Origin of the sequence: Streptomyces sp. NPDC059524 (assembly GCF_042749255.1) — a bacterium.
Classification (GTDB): domain Bacteria; phylum Actinomycetota; class Actinomycetes; order Streptomycetales; family Streptomycetaceae; genus Streptomyces; species Streptomyces xanthii.
Window position 1 is genome coordinate 1 of the sequence record NZ_JBHYTK010000093.1, and the last position, 19,117, is coordinate 19,117.

The following is a 19,117-nucleotide window of genomic DNA, read 5'->3' on the forward strand; positions in this document are numbered from 1 at the left end:
GCTCAGCCTCTATCGGGGAAATGCGGCGCGCAGCGCCATGCATTTCAGGGGCGCGGGGAACTGCGCGACCTGCCACGACGAGACCGGCACCCGGCGACGCACCGCACCGCCCCCCACCGAATCCGCACCCCGCTCACCGAAACCGCACCGCCTCCGCCGAGAACGCCCCGTGCCGGGTGGACCGCTGCCGAACCTCCAGCACCGGCCGCCCTTCCTCCGGCAGGACCCGGTACGCCACCTCACCCACCCCCACCGCGGTGACGACGGCCTCGCCGCCGTCCCCCCGGGGCAGCACCCGCCCCGCCTCCCCCCGAAGCCCCGTGGGCAGCGGCGTCGTCAGCACCGGCGTGCCGTCCCCGGGCAGCACGACGACCAGCGCGCGCGGTCCGCGCGAGGACCCCGTGTACCCGACCACGACCGCGTCCCGCGTATCGCTGTGCCGCAGCTTCAGCCACCCCCGCCGCCCACCCGGGTACGGATCGCCGACCCGCTTGGCGACCAGCCCCTCGATCCCGCGCTCGGGCAGCGTCTCGTACCAGGTCAGCGCCGTCTCCCGGTCGGTCGTCGACGGCACCGCCTGCAACGGCGGCCCGAGCGGCCCGAGCATCCCGACCAGCCGCGCCCGCCGCTCCGCGTACGGCCGCCGCCGCAGGTCCCCGCCCCCGTCCGCCAGCAGATCGAACGCCGCGTACGACGCCGGCAGCTCCCGCGCCAGCGCCCGGGCCCGCGCCCCCGACGCGGCCGCCGCCCGCCGCTGCACCGCCGCGAAGTCGGTGCGCCCGTCGTGCCAGACGACGACCTCCCCGTCGAGCACGGTCCCGGCGGGCAGCGCGAGCGCCGCCGCGACGAGGTCCGGGAACGCCCGCGCCACCAGCCGCCCCGAGCGGGCCTGGAGGACCACGTCCTCGTCCTCCCGGATCACGACCATCCGGTGCCCGTCGAACTTCGGCTCGAAGGCCCAGTCGGTGCCGGCCGGCAGCGCGTCCACCGACCGCGCGAGCGCGACCTCGACCCGCGCGGTCACGGGATCCGCCCCGCGCGGTTGAGGTTGATGAGCGGGCCGAGCAGATCCCCGTACCGTTCGAGGCGGGGCGCGATGGCGTCGGCCAGGAAGACCAGCTCCCGCGCGTCCGTGCAGGACTCGACCTCCGCCCAGGTCACGGGCGCGGACACGGTCGGCTCGGGCCGGGCCCGCAGCGTGTACGGGGTGGCGGTCGTCTTCGCGGCCGCGTTCTGGCTGTGGTCGACGAACACCTTCCCGGGCCGCAGCTTGCGCGCCATCCGGTGCACCACGAGCCCCGGAAGGTCCGCCTCCGCCTCCTGCGCGAGCGCCTTCGCGTAGGCGCTGACCTGTTCGGACGGCGTCGGCTCCAGGGGCGTCAGCAGATGCAGCCCCTTCGAACCGGAGGTCTTCGCGTACGCGTGCAGCCCGTCCGCCGCCAGCCGCTCCCGCAGCCACACGGCCACCTCGCAGCACTGCACGACATCCGCCGGAGCCCCCGGATCGAGGTCGAACACCAGCCGGTCCGCCCGCCCCGGCGCGTCCGCCTGCCACTGCGGCGTGTGGAACTCCGTGACCAGGTTCGCCGCCCACATCAGCGAGGCCAGGTCCTGGACGAGGATCTGCCGCGCGGGCCCCTGGGAGTGCGGCACCTGCGCCGTCTTCACCCAGGTGGGTGTCCCCGGCGGCACGTTCTTCGCGAAGAACCGCTGCCCGTCCGGCCCGTCCGGATAGCGCAGGAACGACACCGGCCGGTTGTACAGGTGCGCGAGCAGCGGGCCTGCCGTGGTCGCGTAGTAGTGCAGCAGCTCGCCCTTGGTGAACCCGGACGCGGGATAGATGACCTTGTCCAGATTGCTGAGCGTCAGCCGCCGCCCCTCCACTTCTGTGATGGGCGCCATACCGTAATACTCTGGCAATCCGGCCAATCAGCAACTATCCGGCAAACCTCGCAAACGGCGGCGCGAACCGGGAGGTAAACCGTGCGCTCCATCTGGAACGGCGCCATCTCGTTCGGCCTGGTCAGCATCCCCATCAAGCTGGTTAACGCCACCGAGAACCACTCCATCTCCTTCCGCCAGATCCATCTGGAGGACGGCGGCCGCATTCGCTATCGCAAGGTGTGCGAGCTGGAGGAGAAGGAGGTCCCGGGCACCGAGATCGGCAAGGGGTACGAGGAGGCCGACGGGTCGATCATCCCGATCACCGAGGACGACCTCTCCCAGCTGCCGATCCCCACCGCCCGCACGATCGAGATCGTCGCCTTCGTGCCGGCCGACCGGATCGACCCGCTCCAGATGGACACGGCGTACTACCTCTCGGCGAACGGCGTGCCCGCCGCCAAGCCGTACACCCTGCTCCGCGAGGCCCTGAAGCGCAGCCAGAAGGTCGCCATCGCCAAGTTCGCCCTGCGCGGCCGCGAGCGGCTCGGCATGCTGCGGGTCGTCGACGACGTCATCGCCATGCACGGACTGCTCTGGCCGGACGAGATCCGGGCCCCCGAGGACGTGGCCCCGGACACCCAGGTCACGGTCCGCGACGCCGAACTCGACCTCGCGGACGCCCTGATGGACACCCTCGGCGAGGTCGACCTCGACTCCCTGCACGACGACTACCGCGAGGCGGTCGAGGAGATGATCGCGGCGAAGGTCTCCGGCGGCGGCGCCGAGGAGGCCCCGTCCGCCCCCGCGGCGGAGGGCGGCGGCAAGGTCATCGACCTGATGGCGGCCCTGGAGAGCAGTGTGCGCGCCGCCAAGGAGGCGCGGGGCGCCTCGGGTGCCTCCGGCGCCTCGGACGTGGCCGAGGTGACCCACCTCGCGAGCCGCTCGCGCACGCCGAAGAAGCAGACCACCGCGAAGAAGACCGCGACGGCGAAGAAGAGCGAGCCCGCGAAGAAGTCGACCGGGGCGAAGAAGTCCACGACGGCGAAGAAGACGGCGAGCTCCCCGAAGAAGCAGGCCGCCTCCGCCAAGAAGTCGACGAGCACGGCGACGACGAAGAAGACGACGGGGAAGAAGGCCGCCCCGCGCAAACGCGCCTCGGCGTGACGCGCGGCGGGACGGCGCCGCTCACTTCCGGGGCGCGGCGCCCGCCGGCTCTCTGCGGAACGCCCACTCCATCTTCGGCTCCATCACGAACCGGAACGCGCGCTGCACCGGTGTCGTGCACAGCACGGTGATGACGGCCATCGCGAACACCGTCACGACGATCTCGCCCCACGGCGTGTGCACCCACGCCACGTCGTACCAGTCGCCCCAGCGGGACCCCTTCGCGAGGAACCCGTGCAGCAGGTACCCGTACAGCGTCCCCGCGCCGAGCGCCGTGAACCAGAGCCTGCGCCCCGGCACCCACGCGAAGAAGCAGGCCACCAGGACCACCGAGCAGCCGAACATGGCCAGCGTCATCACGGCCCCGCTCCACCCGGGCGCCGCCAGCTCCTGCGCACTGTCGCGCCGGTAGAACCAGGCCGCGTTCATCCGCGGAGCGGCCCAGTACGCGAACAGCAGCGCCGCCGCGAACACCGGCACCGCCGCGATCCGCGCCTCCTTGCGCCGCACCAGACCGAAGTGCTCCTTCTTCAGGCACAGCCCGAGCACGAAGAACGGCAGGAACTGGAGCACCCGCTGAAGGTCGAGGTCGTCACCGATGTCGGGGGAGACGGACGCCAGCGCGGCGATGCCGAGCGCCACCGGCAGCGGCCAGCGGATGACCTTCCACAGCGGCGTGGACAGCCGCCACACGAACAGCGCGCCCAGGAACCAGGTCAGGTACCAGGGGTCGAGCAGACTGATCGCCTGCTCCGGGTCGTCCCCGGCCGTCCGCTTGAAGAACGTGTACGCCACCTCGAAGACGACGTACGGCACGACCACTCCGGTCACCAGCCGCTTCAGCCGCCCGGGACTCGCGTCGAACGAGCGCGAGAAGTAGCCGGAGATCACGATGAACGCCGGCATGTGGAACGTGTACACCATGATGTACAGCGCGGCGGCGGCCCGGCTGTCGCCGCGCAGCGGCTCCCAGGCGTGCCCCATGGCGACCAGCACGATCGCCAGGTACTTGGCGTTGTCGAAGAACGCGTCCCGCGCCTTGCCGGGCACGGCCCGGCCGGCAGCCTTCGCGGGCCTCGCGGGAGGCGAGGGCGGCGCCGTGACGCTCTGTGCGGGCAGCGGGCTCCTGGCCGCCGCGACCCCGACCGGCTCGCTCACGATCCCTCCTGTATGAAACCCCGATCGATGGAACCTGAGCGCCCGATCGCGCATCTTCCAAGGTTTGCGAGGTTCAAGTGGCTGCGAGACATCCAAGGCACCGTAGTCACCCCGAGCACCCGGCGTAAACCCGGAGCCCCTCCGCGTGGCAAGCCTCACTGTCCCGGGCGCCGGCGCCGAAAAGGCCGCTCTGCCCGCCGAGTTCGGCCCGGAGCGCCGGCCGGCCCCGCTGCTCCGACGCGTGCCGCCCGCATGAAAAAAGACCCCGTCCGCAGCGTTTCCGCTGTGAACGAGGTCTTCGTCAGACACCCAATTCAAGGTGCCCCCGGCAGGATTCGAACCTGCGCACACGGCTCCGGAGGCCGTTGCTCTATCCCCTGAGCTACGGGGGCGTGCGCCTCGCGGTGCGGGGCGACGGTTAGAACCCTACCAGCTCCCACCGGGTCCTCATGAACAGGTATTTCGGTGCCCGAGCGTGCCGTCGAGCTCGCCTGTACGGGGTGGAAGTGGGGAAAACCCGGACGCCGCGGGTGGGGCCGACCTACTCTCGAGTGGTGCCAGGCGCGTCCGGCCGGGTCCTTGTCGTCGATGACAACAAGGTGATCCGGCAGCTGATCAGGGTCAATCTCGAGCTGGAGGGCTTCGAGGTCGTGACCGCGGCCGACGGTGCCGAATGCCTGGAGGTCGTCCAGCAGGTGCGGCCCGACGTCATCACGCTCGACGTGGTGATGCCCCGCCTCGACGGCATGCGCACCGCGTCCCGGCTGCGCGCCGACGCCCGGACCAGCGCCCTCCCCATCGTCCTGGTCAGCGCCTGCACCCAGCACGAGGTCGAGAGCGGCCTCGAGGTCGGCGTCGACGCCTTCCTGTCCAAGCCCTTCGAGCCGGCCGAACTGGTGCGTGTCGTCCGGCGGTTGGCCGAGCGCGGCCGCGCACCGCGCCGGACGCGCCCCGTCAGCGGCTCCGAGGAGACCGAACGAGCCGGGCGATAGAGAAGCGGTGGAGAAGGGGACAGGGCAGGGGAGCGAGAGCGGCGGCGGGACGGGGCGGACGTCCAGGGAAGCGTCCGCATCGCGGACCATCCGCTAAACCGAGTCGCCTACCCACCCCCCTCCTCGCCTACGCTTGACCCCGTGACCCCCATCGAGCTCACTGACACCGTCCTGCGCGCCGTGCGCCGCGCGGTCGAGGACGGTGAGCTCGGCATGGGCGCGGTCGAGAGCGTGGACTCCGGGCGGGCGCGCGTCGTGGTCGAGCGACCGCGTCCCGGCGGACACGGGGACTACGCGACGAACGTCGCGCTGCAGCTCGCCCCCGCCGCCGGCCGGCCCCCGCGCCAGGTCGCCGAGATCCTCTCCGCACGGCTCGCGGACAGTCCGGGGATCGAGGCCGTGGACGTCTCCGGCCCCGGCTTCCTCAACGTCGTGCTCCGTCCGGGCGGCTCCCCGCTCGTCGCGGAGGTGCTGCGCCGCGGATCCTCGTACGGGCACTCCGACGCGCTGCGCGGGGAGCGGGTCGTCCTGCGGATCCCGCGCGAGCCGCGCGCCGAGACCGTCGCCGACGCCGTCGCCCGCATCGCCCGCAGCCAGGGCGCCGAGGTGACCGTCGAGCACGCGGCCCGCGCGGACGAGGTCACCCTGCGCCCCGTGCCCGCCGACCCGCACGGCCTCGGCAGCGACGCCGGCCGCTGGGCCCTGCTGCACCCCGCCGCGCACGACCACCCCCGCACCACGACCCCCGAGGACCGCGCCGCCCACCTGGCCCAGCGCGAGTCCAACCCCCTCTTCCGCGTCCGCTACGCCCACGCCCGCACCGCCGCCCTCGGGCGGAACGCCGCGGACCTGGGCTTCGGCGCCGAGCCCGGTGACGTACCCGGACAGGACCCGCTGACCGGACTGCTCGCCGACCACCCCCGCGTCCTGCTCGCCGCCGCCCGGCACCGCGCCCCCGACCGGCTCGCCCGGCACCTCGTCGCCGTCGCCGACGCGTTCCTGACCGACCTGCACCCCGCCGCGCTGCCGGTCGGCGGGGAGAAACCCTCGGCCGCCCACCGTGCCCGGCTCGCGCTCGCCGAAGCCGCCGGGACGGTGCTGGCCGGCGGCCTGACCCTGCTCGGCATCGACGCCCCCGCACATCTCTAAGAACAGAAGTGAGCGCACCGCAGCCATGAGCCGTTCCGCACACCCCGCAGGCCCCCGCCACGCCGACGTCCTGCCCGAGGGTCACTACACCGCCCCGCCCGCCGACCTGAACGCGCTGGACGCCAAGGTCTGGGCCCGCACCGTCCGCCGCACCGAGGACGGCGGCGTCAGTGTCGGCGGGATCGAAGTCGCCCGGCTCGCCGAGGAGTTCGGCACCCCGGCCTACTTCCTCGACGAGGCCGACTTCCGCGCCCGCTGCGCCGCTTGGCGCGACGCGTTCGGCCCCGACGCCGACGTCTTCTACGCCGGCAAGGCCTTCCTCTCCCGCGCCGTCGTGCGCTGGCTGCACGAGGAGGGGCTCAACCTGGACGTCTGCTCCGGCGGCGAGCTCACCACCGCGCTGTCGGCCGGGATGCCCGCCGACCGCATCGCCTTCCACGGCAACAACAAGTCGGAGGCGGAGATCACCCGCGCCGTCGAGGCCGGCGTCGGACGCATCGTCCTCGACTCCTTCCAGGAGATCGTGCGCGTCGCCCACATCGCCGAGAGCCTCGGCAGGGTGCAGCGCGTGCAGATCCGCGTGACGGTGGGCGTCGAGGCCCACACCCACGAGTTCATCGCCACCGCGCACGAGGACCAGAAGTTCGGCATCGCGCTGGCCGGCGGCCAGGCCGCCGAGGCCGTGCGCCGCGCCCTCAAGCTCGACGGCATCGAGCTCATCGGCATCCACAGCCACATCGGCTCGCAGATCTTCGACATGGCCGGCTTCGAGGTCGCCGCCCGCCGCGTCGTCGGCCTGCTCGCCGAGATCCGCGACGAGCACGGCGTCGAGCTCCCCGAGATCGACCTCGGCGGCGGCCTCGGCATCGCGTACACCAGCGACGACGACCCCCGCGAGCCGCACGAGATCGCCAAGGCGCTGGGCGAGATCGTGACCCGTGAGTGCGAGGCCGCCGCGCTGCGCACGCCCCGCATCAGCGTCGAGCCGGGCCGCGCCATCGTCGGCCCCACCGCCTTCACGCTCTACACGGTCGGCACGGTCAAGCCCCTGGAGGGCCTGCGCACGTACGTGTCCGTGGACGGCGGCATGTCCGACAACATCCGCACCGCGCTGTACGACGCCGAGTACACGGTCGCGCTCGTCTCGCGCCGCTCCGACGCCGAGCCCGCGCTGGTCCGTGTCGTCGGCAAGCACTGCGAGAGCGGTGACATCGTGGTGAAGGACGCGTTCCTGCCCGCCGACGTCGCTCCGGGCGACCTGATCGCCGTACCGGCCACCGGCGCGTACTGCCGCTCCATGGCCAGCAACTACAACCACGCGCTCCGCCCGCCCGTCGTCGCCGTCCGGGACGGTGAGGCGCGGGTGATCGTCCGCCGCGAGACGGAGGAAGATCTCCTGCGTCTCGACGTCGGATAATGAAATACCTGTCTCATCATCCGGACCGGGGACAGAAACCCCGGTCCGGTGCGTGAGACTGGACCCACCGTAGGTACAGAGAAGTAAAGGGAAACGAGGTCGGATGATGCGTACGCGTCCGCTGAAGGTGGCGCTGCTGGGCTGTGGGGTCGTCGGCTCAGAGGTGGCGCGCATCATGACGACGCACGCCGACGACCTCACAGCCCGGATCGGCGCCCCGGTCGAGCTCGCGGGCGTCGCCGTGCGCCGCCCCTCCAAGGTCCGTGAGGGCATCGACCCGGCCCTCGTCACCACCGACGCCACCGCGCTCGTCAAACGCGGCGACATCGACGTGGTCGTCGAGGTCATCGGAGGGATCGAGCCCGCCCGCACCCTCATCACCACCGCCTTCGAGCACGGCGCCTCCGTCGTCTCGGCCAACAAGGCGCTGCTCGCCCAGGACGGCGCGGCCCTGCACGCCGCCGCCGTCGAGCACGGCCGCGACCTGTACTACGAAGCCGCCGTGGCCGGCGCGATCCCGCTGATCCGCCCGCTGCGCGAGTCCCTCGCGGGTGACAAGGTCAACCGCGTGCTCGGCATCGTCAACGGCACCACGAACTTCATCCTCGACAAGATGGACACCACGGGCGCCGGCTACCAGGAGGCCCTGGACGAGGCCACCGCGCTCGGCTACGCGGAGGCCGACCCGACCGCCGACGTCGAGGGCTTCGACGCCGCCGCCAAGGCCGCCATCCTCGCCGGGATCGCCTTCCACACCCGCGTACGCCTCGACGACGTGTACCGCGAGGGCATGACCGAGGTCACCGCCGCCGACTTCAAGTCGGCGAAGGAGATGGGCTGCACCATCAAGCTGCTCGCCATCTGCGAGCGCGCCGCCGACGGCGAGTCCGTCACGGCCCGGGTGCACCCCGCGATGATCCCGCTCGACCACCCGCTGGCCTCCGTGCGCGGCGCGTACAACGCCGTGTTCGTCGAGTCCGACGCCGCGGGCCAGCTGATGTTCTACGGCCCCGGAGCCGGCGGCGCGCCGACCGCCTCGGCCGTGCTCGGCGACCTCGTCGCCGTCTGCCGCAACCGCCTGGGCGGTGCGACGGGCCCCGGCGACTCCGCGTACACGCAGCTGCCCGTCTCGCCCATGGGCGACGTGGTCACGCGGTACCACATCAGCCTCGACGTGGCCGACAAGCCCGGCGTTCTCGCGCAGGTGGCGACGGTCTTCGCCGAGCACGGCGTCTCCATCGACACCGTGCGCCAGTCGGGGAAGGACGGCGAGGCCTCCCTCGTCGTCGTCACCCATCGCGCGGCGGACGCGGCCCTCACCGGGACCGTGGACGCGCTGCGTCAGCTCGACACCGTGCGCGGTGTCGCCAGCATCATGCGTGTTGAAGGGGAGTAGCAGGGATGACCGGAATGACCCACCAGTGGCGCGGCATCATCGAGGAGTACCGGGACCGGCTCCCGGTGACCGACACCACGCCGGTCGTGACACTGCGCGAGGGCGCCACGCCGCTCGTCCCGGCCCAGGTGCTCTCCGAGCGCACGGGCTGTGAGGTCCACCTGAAGGTCGAGGGCGCCAACCCGACCGGCTCCTTCAAGGACCGCGGCATGACCATGGCCATCACCAAGGCCAAGGAGGAGGGCGCGAAGGCCGTCATCTGCGCCTCCACCGGCAACACGTCGGCGTCCGCCGCGGCCTACGCCGTGCGCGCCGGCATGGTCTGCGCCGTGCTCGTCCCGCAGGGCAAGATCGCGCTCGGCAAGATGGGCCAGGCGCTCGTCTACGGCTCGAAGATCCTCCAGGTCGACGGCAACTTCGACGACTGCCTGAACCTGGCCCGCGCCCTGTCCGAGAACTACCCGGTGGCGCTGGTCAACTCGGTCAACCCGTACCGCATCGAGGGCCAGAAGACCGCCTCGTTCGAGATCGTCGACGCCCTCGGCGACGCGCCCGACATCCACGTCCTGCCGGTCGGCAACGCGGGCAACATCACGGCGTACTGGAAGGGCTACAAGGAGTACGCCGCCGACTCGGTGTCCACGCACACCCCGCGCATGTGGGGCTTCCAGGCCTCCGGCTCCGCGCCGATCGTGCGCGGCGAGGTCGTCAAGGACCCGTCGACGATCGCCACCGCGATCCGCATCGGCAACCCGGCCTCGTGGCAGCACGCGCTCGCCGCGCGCGACGAGTCCGGCGGCCTCATCGACGAGGTGACGGACCGTGAGATCCTGCGCGCCTACAAGCTGTTGGCGTCCCAGGAGGGTGTCTTCGTCGAGCCCGCGTCCGCCGCGTCCGTCGCCGGTCTGCTGAAGGCGGCCGAGCAGGGCCTGGTCGACCCCGGCCAGAAGATCGTCTGCACCGTCACGGGCAACGGCCTGAAGGACCCGGACTGGGCCGTCGCCGGCGCCCCGCAGCCGGTCACCGTCCCGGTCGACGCCGCCACGGCCGCCGAGCGCCTCGGCCTCGTCTGACACCGCAGGTCCTACGTCTTTACGCCCAGCTGACTTCACGTCAACTGGGCGTATCGGCACAGGGGGTGCACAGGGGGCTTACGACACGCATCGTGCGCCTCCTGTGCGCCCTATGTCGCCACAGATCCTTCCTTCGATAGGCTGTACAGAACCCGCCCACCGCACGTGCCGTGGTGCTGCCGCCGTTGCCTCGTACGCGGCCCGGGTTGTGACGTACTCCCTCACCAGACATCGGAAGTCTCGGGTAGTTCCCGAACGTCCCGCAGCTCAAGGAGAGTCATCTAACGATGGCCGGTCCCGCGTTCCGCGCCGCCGCCGTCAGGGTGCGCGTCCCCGCCACCAGCGCCAACCTCGGCCCGGGATTCGACTCCCTCGGCCTCGCGCTGGGGCTCTACGACGACGTGGTCGTCAGGGTCGCCGACTCCGGGCTGAACATCGACATCGCGGGTGAGGGCTCCGAGACCCTGCCGCGCGACGAGTCGCACCTGCTCGTACGGGCCCTGCGCACCGCCTTCGACGCCCTCGGCGGACAGCCGCGCGGCCTCGAGATCGTCTGCGCCAACCGCATCCCGCACGGCCGCGGCCTCGGCTCCTCCTCCGCGGCCATCGTCGCCGCGGTGGTCGCCGCCCGCGCCGTGACGATAGGCGGTGACACACGGCTCGACGACGCCTCGCTGCTCGCCCTCGCCACCGAGATCGAGGGCCACCCCGACAACGTGGCGCCCTGCCTGCTCGGCGGATTCACCATCGCCTGGACCGAGGCCGGCACCGGCCGGGCCGTGCGGCTCGACGCCGCGCCGACCGTCGTCCCGGTGGTCTTCGTCCCCGGCAAGCCCCTGCTCACCGAGACCGCCCGCGGTCTCCTCCCGCGCACCGTCCCGCACGTGGACGCCGCCGCCAACGCGGGCCGTGCGGCCCTGCTCGTCGAGGCCCTCACCCGGCGCCCCGAGCTGCTGCTGCCCGCCACCGAGGACCGGCTGCACCAGGAGTACCGGGCCCCCGCGATGCCGGAGAGCGCGGCCCTCGTGGAGCGGCTGCGCGCGGACGGCGTCCCCGCGATGATCTCCGGGGCCGGACCCACGGTCATCGCCCTGGTGGAGGACGCGACGGCCGACAAGGTCGCCCGCCTCGCCGGTGACGGCTGGGCCGCCAACCGGCTGGCCCTGGATTCCGGCGGAGCGTGCGTGCTGCCGCTCGGCTCGAACCCCGACTGAACGCACGCTTTTGGTTGCCGGATGGAGAGAGGGGGAATATTTGTTGGATCCGGTAGTGTTAACCTCAAGTCTGCACCCGACCCCACCATGGCGAGGTGCTGTGTGTCCCTGTCAGGGACGACCATTCTTCCGGGAGCCTTTCCAGCAGTTCCGTGCAGTGTCCTCGTACGTCGGGACGTGGCACTGACGGCTGTAGAGCATGCTCCGGAACCGGCGTGACCGAGCCGCGTGACACAGAAATTCAGTGCACCCGCGGAATCCGGAATCGCTGTCACCAATGAATTCTTCCGCCATTCAGGCGGACAACCGCCCCGGCACGGTCCGTACAGGCAGGACCACCGCCGGACAGCACAACCGGTCGCCGAGCCAGACAGGCCGACGTCCGCTCCAGGGAAGGACCCTTCGTGAGCGACACCACCGATCTGATGGGCGTGACTGCCGACAGCTCCGCTGCCGCGCCCGCCGCGTCCTCTGCGGACGCCTCTGCCGCGCCCGCCTCCCGGCGGCGCCGCGGCACCGGCCTCGAGGGCATGGTGCTGGCCGAGCTGCAGCAGGTCGCCTCGGGCCTCGGCATCAGGGGCACCGCGCGGATGCGCAAGAGCCAGTTGATCGAGGTCATCAAGGAGGCGCAGGCGGGAGGCTCCGCCCCCGCGAAGAGCGCCGACGCCACCGAGACGAAGCCGAAGCGCCGCGCCACCTCCAAGGCCCGTACCGGCGACGACGCCGCGGCCGACACCGGTTCCGCGAAGGCCGACGCCAAGGCGGAGAAGGCCGAGGCCGGCGACAGCAAGGCCAAGAAGGCCGCCGCCCAGCAGCAGATCGACATCCCGGGCCAGGGTGCGGGCGACGAGCAGCCGGCCGGTGAGCGCCGCGGGCGCCGCCGCGCCACCGCCGAGGCGGGCAGCCCCGAGGCCGCCGCCGAGGGCGACACCAAGACCGAGTCCAAGGGCGACGCCGGCCAGGACAACGCCGCGGGTGAGGGCCGTCGCGAGCGCCGCGACCGCCGGGACCGGGGCGAGCGGGGCGGCCGTGACCGCGACCGCCGTGGCGGCAAGGGCGACGACCAGGGCAACAAGGACCAGGGCGGTCGTCAGCAGCAGCAGGGCGGCGGCCGTGGTGGCCGCGACAACGGCCCGCAGGACGACGACGACTTCGAGGGTGGCCGGCGTGGCCGCCGCGGCCGTTACCGCGACCGCCGTGGCCGTCGCGGCCGCGACGAGTTCGGCGCCGAGCCGCAGGTGTCCGACGACGACGTGCTGATCCCCGTCGCGGGCATCCTCGACATCCTCGACAACTACGCGTTCATCCGGACCTCCGGCTACCTGCCCGGTCCCAACGACGTGTACGTCTCCCTCGCCCAGGTCCGCAAGAACGGTCTGCGCAAGGGTGACCACGTCACCGGCGCCGTGCGCCAGCCGAAGGAGGGCGAGCGCCGCGAGAAGTTCAACGCGCTGGTCCGCCTCGACTCCGTCAACGGCATGGCGCCCGAATCCGGCCGCGGGCGACCGGAGTTCAACAAGCTGACGCCCCTCTACCCGCAGGACCGGCTCCGCCTGGAGACCGACCCGGGCGTGCTGACCACGCGGATCATCGACCTCGTGTCGCCGATCGGCAAGGGCCAGCGCGGTCTGATCGTGGCCCCGCCGAAGACCGGCAAGACCATGATCATGCAGGCCGTCGCCAACGCGATCACGCACAACAACCCCGAGTGCCACCTGATGGTCGTCCTGGTCGACGAGCGTCCGGAAGAGGTCACCGACATGCAGCGGTCGGTCAAGGGCGAGGTCATCTCCTCGACCTTCGACCGTCCGGCCGAGGACCACACCACGGTCGCCGAGCTCGCCATCGAGCGCGCCAAGCGTCTGGTGGAGCTGGGTCACGACGTCGTCGTGCTGCTCGACTCGATCACGCGTCTGGGCCGTGCGTACAACCTCGCCGCCCCGGCCTCCGGACGCATCCTGTCCGGTGGTGTCGACTCGACCGCCCTGTACCCGCCGAAGCGCTTCTTCGGTGCGGCCCGCAACATCGAGGACGGCGGCTCGCTGACCATCCTCGCCACCGCGCTGGTGGACACCGGGTCCCGCATGGACGAGGTGATCTTCGAGGAGTTCAAGGGCACCGGCAACATGGAGCTCAAGCTCGACCGCAAGCTCGCCGACAAGCGCATCTTCCCCGCGGTGGACGTCGACGCGTCCGGTACCCGTAAGGAAGAGATCCTGCTGGGCAGCGACGAGCTCGCCGTCGTCTGGAAGCTGCGCCGGGTGCTGCACGCGCTCGACTCGCAGCAGGCGATCGAGCTCCTCCTGGACAAGATGAAGCAGACGAAGTCCAACGCGGAGTTCCTGCTGCAGATCCAGAAGACGACGCCGGCCCCGGGCAACGGCAACGACTGACCCGGAACCGCACACAGGGCTGAGCCCCGCCGCGATCGCGCGGCGGGGCTCAGCCCTTTCCGCTGCCCGGCCGCGCGCCCCTCAACAGGCCTCTCCGGAGACCTTCACCACATGTGTAAGGATGCGCGCCCTCTGTGAAGCATCAGCCACTCCGCCGTAAAAGCGCAGGTCAGAGTGGGTCGACCCGAGGTGCCCTTTACGTTCCGTACGCAGATGCGCACAAGTCGGCCACAGATCGCTGTGCAACCCTTCAGGGCGGTCCGCCGTCACAACGAGTGAACAGACTGAGCCCAGCGAGGAGATATGCCGGAGATCGACAGCAAGCCCGGGCGCCATCGCGCCAAGGGGCGCCGCCGCAAGCCGCGCAGCACGCGGGGCAAGGCCCTGCGCGTCGTGGCGTGGAGCGCCGCGGGAGTCGTCGTCCTCGGTGGCACCGGTCTCGGCTACGTCTACTTCAAGCTCAACGGCAACCTGAAGAGCGTCGACATCAACGCGGCGCTCGGCACCGACCGCCCCGACGACGTCGACAACGGCTCGCAGGACATCCTCGTCCTCGGCTCCGACAGCCGGGCGGGTGCCAACAAGAAGGCCGGCGGCGGCACCGACGACGGCTCGGCCCGCTCGGACACCGCGATGGTCGTCCACCTCTACAAGGGGCACAAGAAGGCCAGCGTCGTCTCCATACCCCGCGACACCCTGATAGACCGGCCGGAGTGCACGGACGCCGACGGCGCCGCGCACCCGGCCGCCTCCCAGGTCATGTTCAACTCCGCCTACTCCACGGGCGGCGCCGCCTGCGCGGTGAAGACCGTGGAGTCGATCAGCGGCATCCGCATGGACCACTACATCGAGGTCGACTTCAGCGGCTTCCAGCGGCTCATCGACGACCTCGGCGGCGTCGAGGTCACCACCAGCAAGCCCATCGACGACCCCGACAGCCACCTGAAGCTCGGCGCGGGCACCCACCGGCTGACCGGGCAGCAGTCCCTCGGCCTGGTCCGCACCCGGCACGGCGTCGGTGACGGCAGCGACCTCGGCCGCATCCAGCTCCAGCAGGCGTTCATGAAGGCCCTGATGGATCAGGTCAAGCAGGTCGGCGTCTTCACGAACCCGAAGAAGCTCTACGACCTCGCCGACACCGCCACCAAGACGGTGACCACCGACTCGGACCTCGGCTCCGTGCCCGAGCTCACCGCGTTCGCGAACGGGCTCAAGGGCCTCGGGTCGAACGCGATGCACATGGTGACCATGCCGGTGCAGTACGACCCCGCCGACGCCAACCGCGTCCTGGTCGACAAGGACAAGTCCGACCTGGTCTGGAAGGCCCTCAAGGCCGACCGCCCGGTGCCGGCGAGCGCGACGGAGGACACCGCGACCGGCACCGCCGACGGCGTCGTGAAGTAGCCGTAGGTGCGGCCCCGAGGGGCCCACGGGGAGGGTGCGGGAATAGTTGCGGCCTCACCCCGGTTTTGGGGGATGCGGCCAGTCCTGGCAGACTGGTACGTCGGCCCCGGTTCACGCTCCCGCATCCCGCGTCAGCGACCCGGCGCCCTCCCGAACCTAGGAGACACCTTGAAGCGCGACATCCACCCCGAGTACGTCGAGACGCAGGTCAGCTGCACCTGTGGCGCGTCGTTCACCACCCGTAGCACCATCCAGTCCGGCACCGTCCGTGCCGAGGTCTGCTCCGAGTGCCACCCGTTCTACACGGGCAAGCAGAAGATCCTCGACACCGGTGGCCGTGTGGCCCGCTTCGAGGCCCGCTTCGGCAAGGCTGCCGCTGCCAAGAAGTAGCGAGGCTCGAGCGCCGGTCTCCGGTGCCCCTGTCGTGGGGGCACCGGGACCGGCGCTTTGCGGTGCAGCCCCTTTTTTGACCCCCGTACAAGCAGGAGCCGGAGATGTTCGAGGCCGTCGAGGACCTGATCGGTGAGCACGCCGATCTGGAGAAGAAGCTCGCGGACCCGTCGGTGCACGCCGACCAGGCCAACGCGCGCAAGCTCAACAAGCGCTACGCCGAGCTCACCCCGATCGTCGCGACCTACCGCTCCTGGAAGCAGACCGGCGACGACATCGAGACGGCCCGTGAACTGGCCGCCGACGACCCGGACTTCGCGGCCGAGGTCAAGGAGCTCGAGAAGTCGCGCGAGGAGCTCACGGAGAAGCTGCGGCTCCTCCTGGTGCCCCGCGACCCGTCCGACGACAAGGACGTGATCCTCGAGATCAAGGCCGGCGCCGGCGGCGACGAGTCCGCCCTGTTCGCCGGGGACCTCCTGCGCATGTACCTGCGCTACGCGGAGCGCGTCGGCTGGAAGACCGAGATCATCGACTCCACCGAGTCCGAGCTGGGCGGCTACAAGGACGTCCAGGTCGCCGTGAAGACCAAGGGCGGCAACGGGGCGACCGAGCCCGGCCAGGGCGTCTGGGCCCGCCTCAAGTACGAGGGCGGCGTCCACCGCGTCCAGCGCGTGCCCGCGACCGAGTCGCAGGGCCGCATCCACACCTCCGCCGCCGGCGTCCTCGTCACGCCCGAGGCCGAGGAGGTCGACGTCGAGATCAACATGAACGACCTGCGCATCGACGTCTACCGCTCCTCCGGCCCCGGCGGCCAGTCCGTCAACACGACGGACTCCGCCGTCCGCATCACGCACCTGCCCACCGGCGTCGTGGCCTCCTGCCAGAACGAGAAGAGCCAGCTGCAGAACAAGGAGCAGGCGATGCGTATCCTGCGCTCCAGGCTCCTCGCCGCGGCCCAGGAGAAGGCCGAGGCCGAGGCCGCGGACCAGCGCCGCAGCCAGGTTCGAACGGTCGACCGCTCCGAGAAGATCCGTACGTACAACTTCCCGGAGAACCGCATCTCGGACCACCGCGTCGGATTCAAGGCGTACAACTTGGACCAGGTGCTCGACGGTGAGCTCGACGCCGTGATCCAGGCGTGCGTCGACGCGGACTCGGCCGCGAAGCTCGCCGCCGCGTAACCACCCGTACGCCCACAGCTCAGCCCGGAGGACCAGCGTGCCGCACCCATTTGGGGAGCGACCCCCAAACCCCCGCAGCGTGCTGCTCGCGGAAGTGGCCCAGGCCACCCAGCGGCTGGCCGACGCCGGCGTGCCCTCGCCGCGCAACGACGCGGAGGAGCTCGCGGCCTTCGTGCACGGCGTCAAGCGGGGCGAGCTGCACACCGTCAAGGACGCGGACTTCGACGCCCGGTACTGGGAGGTCACCGCACGCCGCGAGGCGCGCGAGCCGCTCCAGCACATCACCGGGCTCGCCTACTTCCGCTACCTGGAGCTGCAGGTCGGACCCGGCGTCTTCGTGCCCCGCCCCGAGACCGAGTCGGTCGTCGGCTGGGCCATAGACGCCGTACGCGCCATGGACGTCGTCGAGCCGCTCATCGTCGACCTGTGCACCGGGTCCGGCGCCATCGCGCTCGCCCTCGCCCAGGAGGTGCCGCGCTCGCGCGTCCACGCCGTGGAGCTGTCCGAGGACGCCCTCAAGTGGACCCGCAGGAACGTCGAGGGCTCCCGGGTCGACCTGCGCCAGGGCGACGCCCTGGACGCCTTCCCCGACCTCGACGGCCAGGTCGACCTGGTGATCTCCAACCCGCCGTACATCCCGCTCACCGAGTGGGAGTACGTGGCCCCGGAGGCCCGCGACCACGACCCCGACATGGCGCTGTTCTCCGGCGAGGACGGGCTCGACCTGATCCGCGGCATCGAGCGCACCGCCCACCGGCTGCTGCGCCCCGGCGGCGTCGTCGTCATCGAGCACGCCGACACCCAGGGCGGCCAGGTCCCGTGGATCTTCACCGAGGAGCGCGGCTGGGCCGACGCCGCCGACCACCCGGACCTCAACAACCGGCCCCGCTTCGCGACCGCCCGCAAGGCGATGCCGTGAGCACCGACCCCATTTCCGTACAGGCACTTGAGCAGGAGGCCCGCTAGATGGCACGGCGTTACGACACCAATGACGCGACGGACCGCGCCACCGGTCTGCGGGAGGCCGCGTCCGCCGTCCGCCGCGGCGAGCTGGTCGTGCTGCCCACCGACACCGTCTACGGCATCGGGGCCGACGCGTTCACCCCCGAGGCGGTCGGTGACCTGCTGGAGGCCAAGGGGCGCGGCCGCACCATGCCCACCCCGGTCCTGATCGGCTCCCCGAACACCCTGCACGGCATCGTCACGGACTTCTCCGAGATGGCCTGGGAGCTCGTCGACGCGTTCTGGCCCGGCGCCCTCACCCTCGTCGCCAAGCACCAGCCGTCCCTGCAGTGGGACCTGGGGGAGACGCGGGGCACCGTCGCCGTGCGCATGCCGCTGCACCCGGTCGCCATCGAGCTGCTCACCGAGGTCGGCCCCATGGCCGTCTCCTCCGCGAACCTGACGGGCCACCCGGCCCCCGAGAACTGCGACGCCGCCCAGGAGATGCTCGGCGACTCCGTCTCCGTGTACCTCGACGGCGGCCCCACCCCGGGCATCGTCCCTTCCTCCATCGTCGACGTGACCGGCAAGGTGCCGGTCCTGCTGCGCGAGGGCGCGCTGACCGCCGACGAGTTGCGCAAGGTGGTACCCGATCTCGAGGTGGCGAATTGACAGCCCCTGAGACGGGGCGTGGCATAGGCACCGGCTACGGGGAGTCGGTCGTGCTCCCCGGCGACTCCTTCCGCATCCTCCACGTCAGCACCGGCAACGTGTGCCGCTCGCCGATCACCGAGCGGCTGACCCGGCACGCCCTCGCGGACCGGCTCGGCGACCCGCTGGCCGGCGGACTGGTCGTGGAGAGCGCGGGCACCTGGGGACACGAGGGCGCGCCCATGGAGGCCAACGCCGAGACCGTCCTCACCGACTTCGGCGCCGACCCCTCCGGCTTCGTCGGCCGCGAGCTCCTCGACGACCACGTCATCCGCGCCGACCTCGTGCTCACCGCGACCCGGGACCACCGCGCCCAGGTCATCTCCATGGGGCACAGCGCGGGCCTGCGCACCTTCACCCTGAAGGAGTTCACGCGCCTCGTGCAGGCCATAGACCCGGCGACCCTCCCCGACCCCCGGGACCTCCCTGCGGGCGGCGTGGTGGAGCGCGCACGGGCCCTGGTGCGTGCCGCGGCGGCTCTACGCGGGTGGCTTCTCGCGCCGAGCGTCGAGGCGGACGAGGTGTACGACCCGTACGGGGCACCCCTGCCGTTCTTCCGCTCGGTCGGCTCGGAGATCAGCGAGGCGCTCGACCCGGTCGTCAGCGCGCTCACCGGCGTCACCAGGTAGGCCGGTCAGCAAATCAAGCC

17 protein-coding genes and 1 tRNA gene are annotated in these 19,117 nt (G+C 71.6%); 14 read left to right on the forward strand and 4 right to left on the reverse strand.

All coding sequences use genetic code 11. The features are described from left to right. Positions 1 to 133 precede the first annotated feature (133 nt). On the reverse strand, positions 134 to 1,024 hold the full coding sequence (locus ACFW9D_RS24120; protein WP_384624648.1) for an ATP-dependent DNA ligase: 891 nt from the start codon (positions 1,022 to 1,024) through the stop codon (positions 134 to 136). After that, positions 1,021 to 1,902: a non-homologous end-joining DNA ligase gene (ligD, locus tag ACFW9D_RS24125; protein WP_188336872.1), complete on the reverse strand. Its 882-nt coding sequence runs from the start codon at positions 1,900 to 1,902 to the stop codon at positions 1,021 to 1,023. The genes ACFW9D_RS24120 and ligD overlap by 4 nt, the downstream gene beginning before the upstream one ends. Positions 1,903 to 1,983: 81 nt before the next feature. On the opposite strand from ligD, the gene ACFW9D_RS24130 reads away from it, so the two are divergent. Further along, positions 1,984 to 3,048 (forward strand): Ku protein, encoded by a 1,065-nt coding sequence (locus ACFW9D_RS24130; RefSeq protein WP_384624652.1) that lies wholly within the window; start codon positions 1,984 to 1,986, stop codon positions 3,046 to 3,048. Between the two features lie 21 nt (positions 3,049 to 3,069). On the opposite strand, the gene ACFW9D_RS24135 is transcribed toward ACFW9D_RS24130, so the two are convergent. Both ACFW9D_RS24135 and ACFW9D_RS24140 read right to left on the reverse strand, forming a co-directional pair. After that, complete coding sequence (locus ACFW9D_RS24135) at positions 3,070 to 4,206, reverse strand: acyltransferase family protein (protein WP_384624655.1); 1,137 nt, start codon at positions 4,204 to 4,206, stop codon at positions 3,070 to 3,072. A 320-nt stretch (positions 4,207 to 4,526) separates the two neighbouring features. Next, a tRNA-Arg gene (locus ACFW9D_RS24140) sits at positions 4,527 to 4,598 on the reverse strand. Between the two features lie 57 nt (positions 4,599 to 4,655). On the opposite strand from ACFW9D_RS24140, the gene ACFW9D_RS24145 reads away from it, so the two are divergent. The 13 genes from ACFW9D_RS24145 (at position 4,656) to ACFW9D_RS24205 (ending at position 19,097) form a co-directional block, all read left to right on the forward strand. Beyond that, positions 4,656 to 5,198, forward strand: coding sequence for a response regulator (locus ACFW9D_RS24145; protein ID WP_188336869.1), 543 nt, complete (start codon positions 4,656 to 4,658; stop codon positions 5,196 to 5,198). 141 nt (positions 5,199 to 5,339) lie between these two features. Beyond that, positions 5,340 to 6,347 carry an ArgS-related anticodon-binding protein NrtL gene (nrtL, locus tag ACFW9D_RS24150; RefSeq protein ID WP_384624658.1) on the forward strand — a complete coding sequence of 336 codons (1,008 nt, stop codon included), beginning with the start codon at positions 5,340 to 5,342 and terminating at the stop codon, positions 6,345 to 6,347. Positions 6,348 to 6,372: 25 nt separating this feature from the next. Further along, positions 6,373 to 7,764: a diaminopimelate decarboxylase gene (gene lysA, locus ACFW9D_RS24155; RefSeq protein ID WP_188336867.1), complete on the forward strand. Its 1,392-nt coding sequence runs from the start codon at positions 6,373 to 6,375 to the stop codon at positions 7,762 to 7,764. 103 nt (positions 7,765 to 7,867) lie between these two features. After that, positions 7,868 to 9,160: a homoserine dehydrogenase gene (locus tag ACFW9D_RS24160; RefSeq protein ID WP_188336866.1), complete on the forward strand. Its 1,293-nt coding sequence runs from the start codon at positions 7,868 to 7,870 to the stop codon at positions 9,158 to 9,160. Between the two features lie 14 nt (positions 9,161 to 9,174). Further along, positions 9,175 to 10,233: a threonine synthase gene (thrC, locus tag ACFW9D_RS24165; protein WP_188341308.1), complete on the forward strand. Its 1,059-nt coding sequence runs from the start codon at positions 9,175 to 9,177 to the stop codon at positions 10,231 to 10,233. A gap of 287 nt (positions 10,234 to 10,520) precedes the next feature. Next, positions 10,521 to 11,447, forward strand: a complete 927-nt coding sequence (gene thrB, locus ACFW9D_RS24170; RefSeq protein WP_384624663.1) for a homoserine kinase — start codon at positions 10,521 to 10,523, stop codon at positions 11,445 to 11,447. Between the two features lie 404 nt (positions 11,448 to 11,851). Beyond that, positions 11,852 to 13,840: a transcription termination factor Rho gene (gene rho, locus ACFW9D_RS24175; RefSeq protein WP_384624666.1), complete on the forward strand. Its 1,989-nt coding sequence runs from the start codon at positions 11,852 to 11,854 to the stop codon at positions 13,838 to 13,840. Between the two features lie 303 nt (positions 13,841 to 14,143). Continuing rightward, positions 14,144 to 15,244, forward strand: a complete 1,101-nt coding sequence (locus ACFW9D_RS24180) for an LCP family protein (RefSeq protein WP_188336863.1) — start codon at positions 14,144 to 14,146, stop codon at positions 15,242 to 15,244. 168 nt (positions 15,245 to 15,412) lie between these two features. Next, complete coding sequence (rpmE, locus tag ACFW9D_RS24185; RefSeq protein ID WP_188336862.1) at positions 15,413 to 15,634, forward strand: 50S ribosomal protein L31; 222 nt, start codon at positions 15,413 to 15,415, stop codon at positions 15,632 to 15,634. Between the two features lie 104 nt (positions 15,635 to 15,738). After that, the gene (gene prfA, locus ACFW9D_RS24190; protein ID WP_188336861.1) at positions 15,739 to 16,815 is read left to right on the forward strand and encodes a peptide chain release factor 1; all 1,077 of its coding nucleotides are present in this window, start codon (positions 15,739 to 15,741) and stop codon (positions 16,813 to 16,815) included. Between the two features lie 79 nt (positions 16,816 to 16,894). Beyond that, positions 16,895 to 17,734 (forward strand): peptide chain release factor N(5)-glutamine methyltransferase, encoded by an 840-nt coding sequence (gene prmC / locus ACFW9D_RS24195; protein WP_188336860.1) that lies wholly within the window; start codon positions 16,895 to 16,897, stop codon positions 17,732 to 17,734. Between the two features lie 47 nt (positions 17,735 to 17,781). Next, positions 17,782 to 18,429 carry an L-threonylcarbamoyladenylate synthase gene (locus ACFW9D_RS24200; protein ID WP_188336859.1) on the forward strand — a complete coding sequence of 216 codons (648 nt, stop codon included), beginning with the start codon at positions 17,782 to 17,784 and terminating at the stop codon, positions 18,427 to 18,429. After that, positions 18,426 to 19,097, forward strand: a complete 672-nt coding sequence (locus ACFW9D_RS24205; protein ID WP_188336858.1) for a protein-tyrosine-phosphatase — start codon at positions 18,426 to 18,428, stop codon at positions 19,095 to 19,097. The genes ACFW9D_RS24200 and ACFW9D_RS24205 overlap by 4 nt, the downstream gene beginning before the upstream one ends. The last annotated feature ends 20 nt before the right edge of the window (positions 19,098 to 19,117 follow it).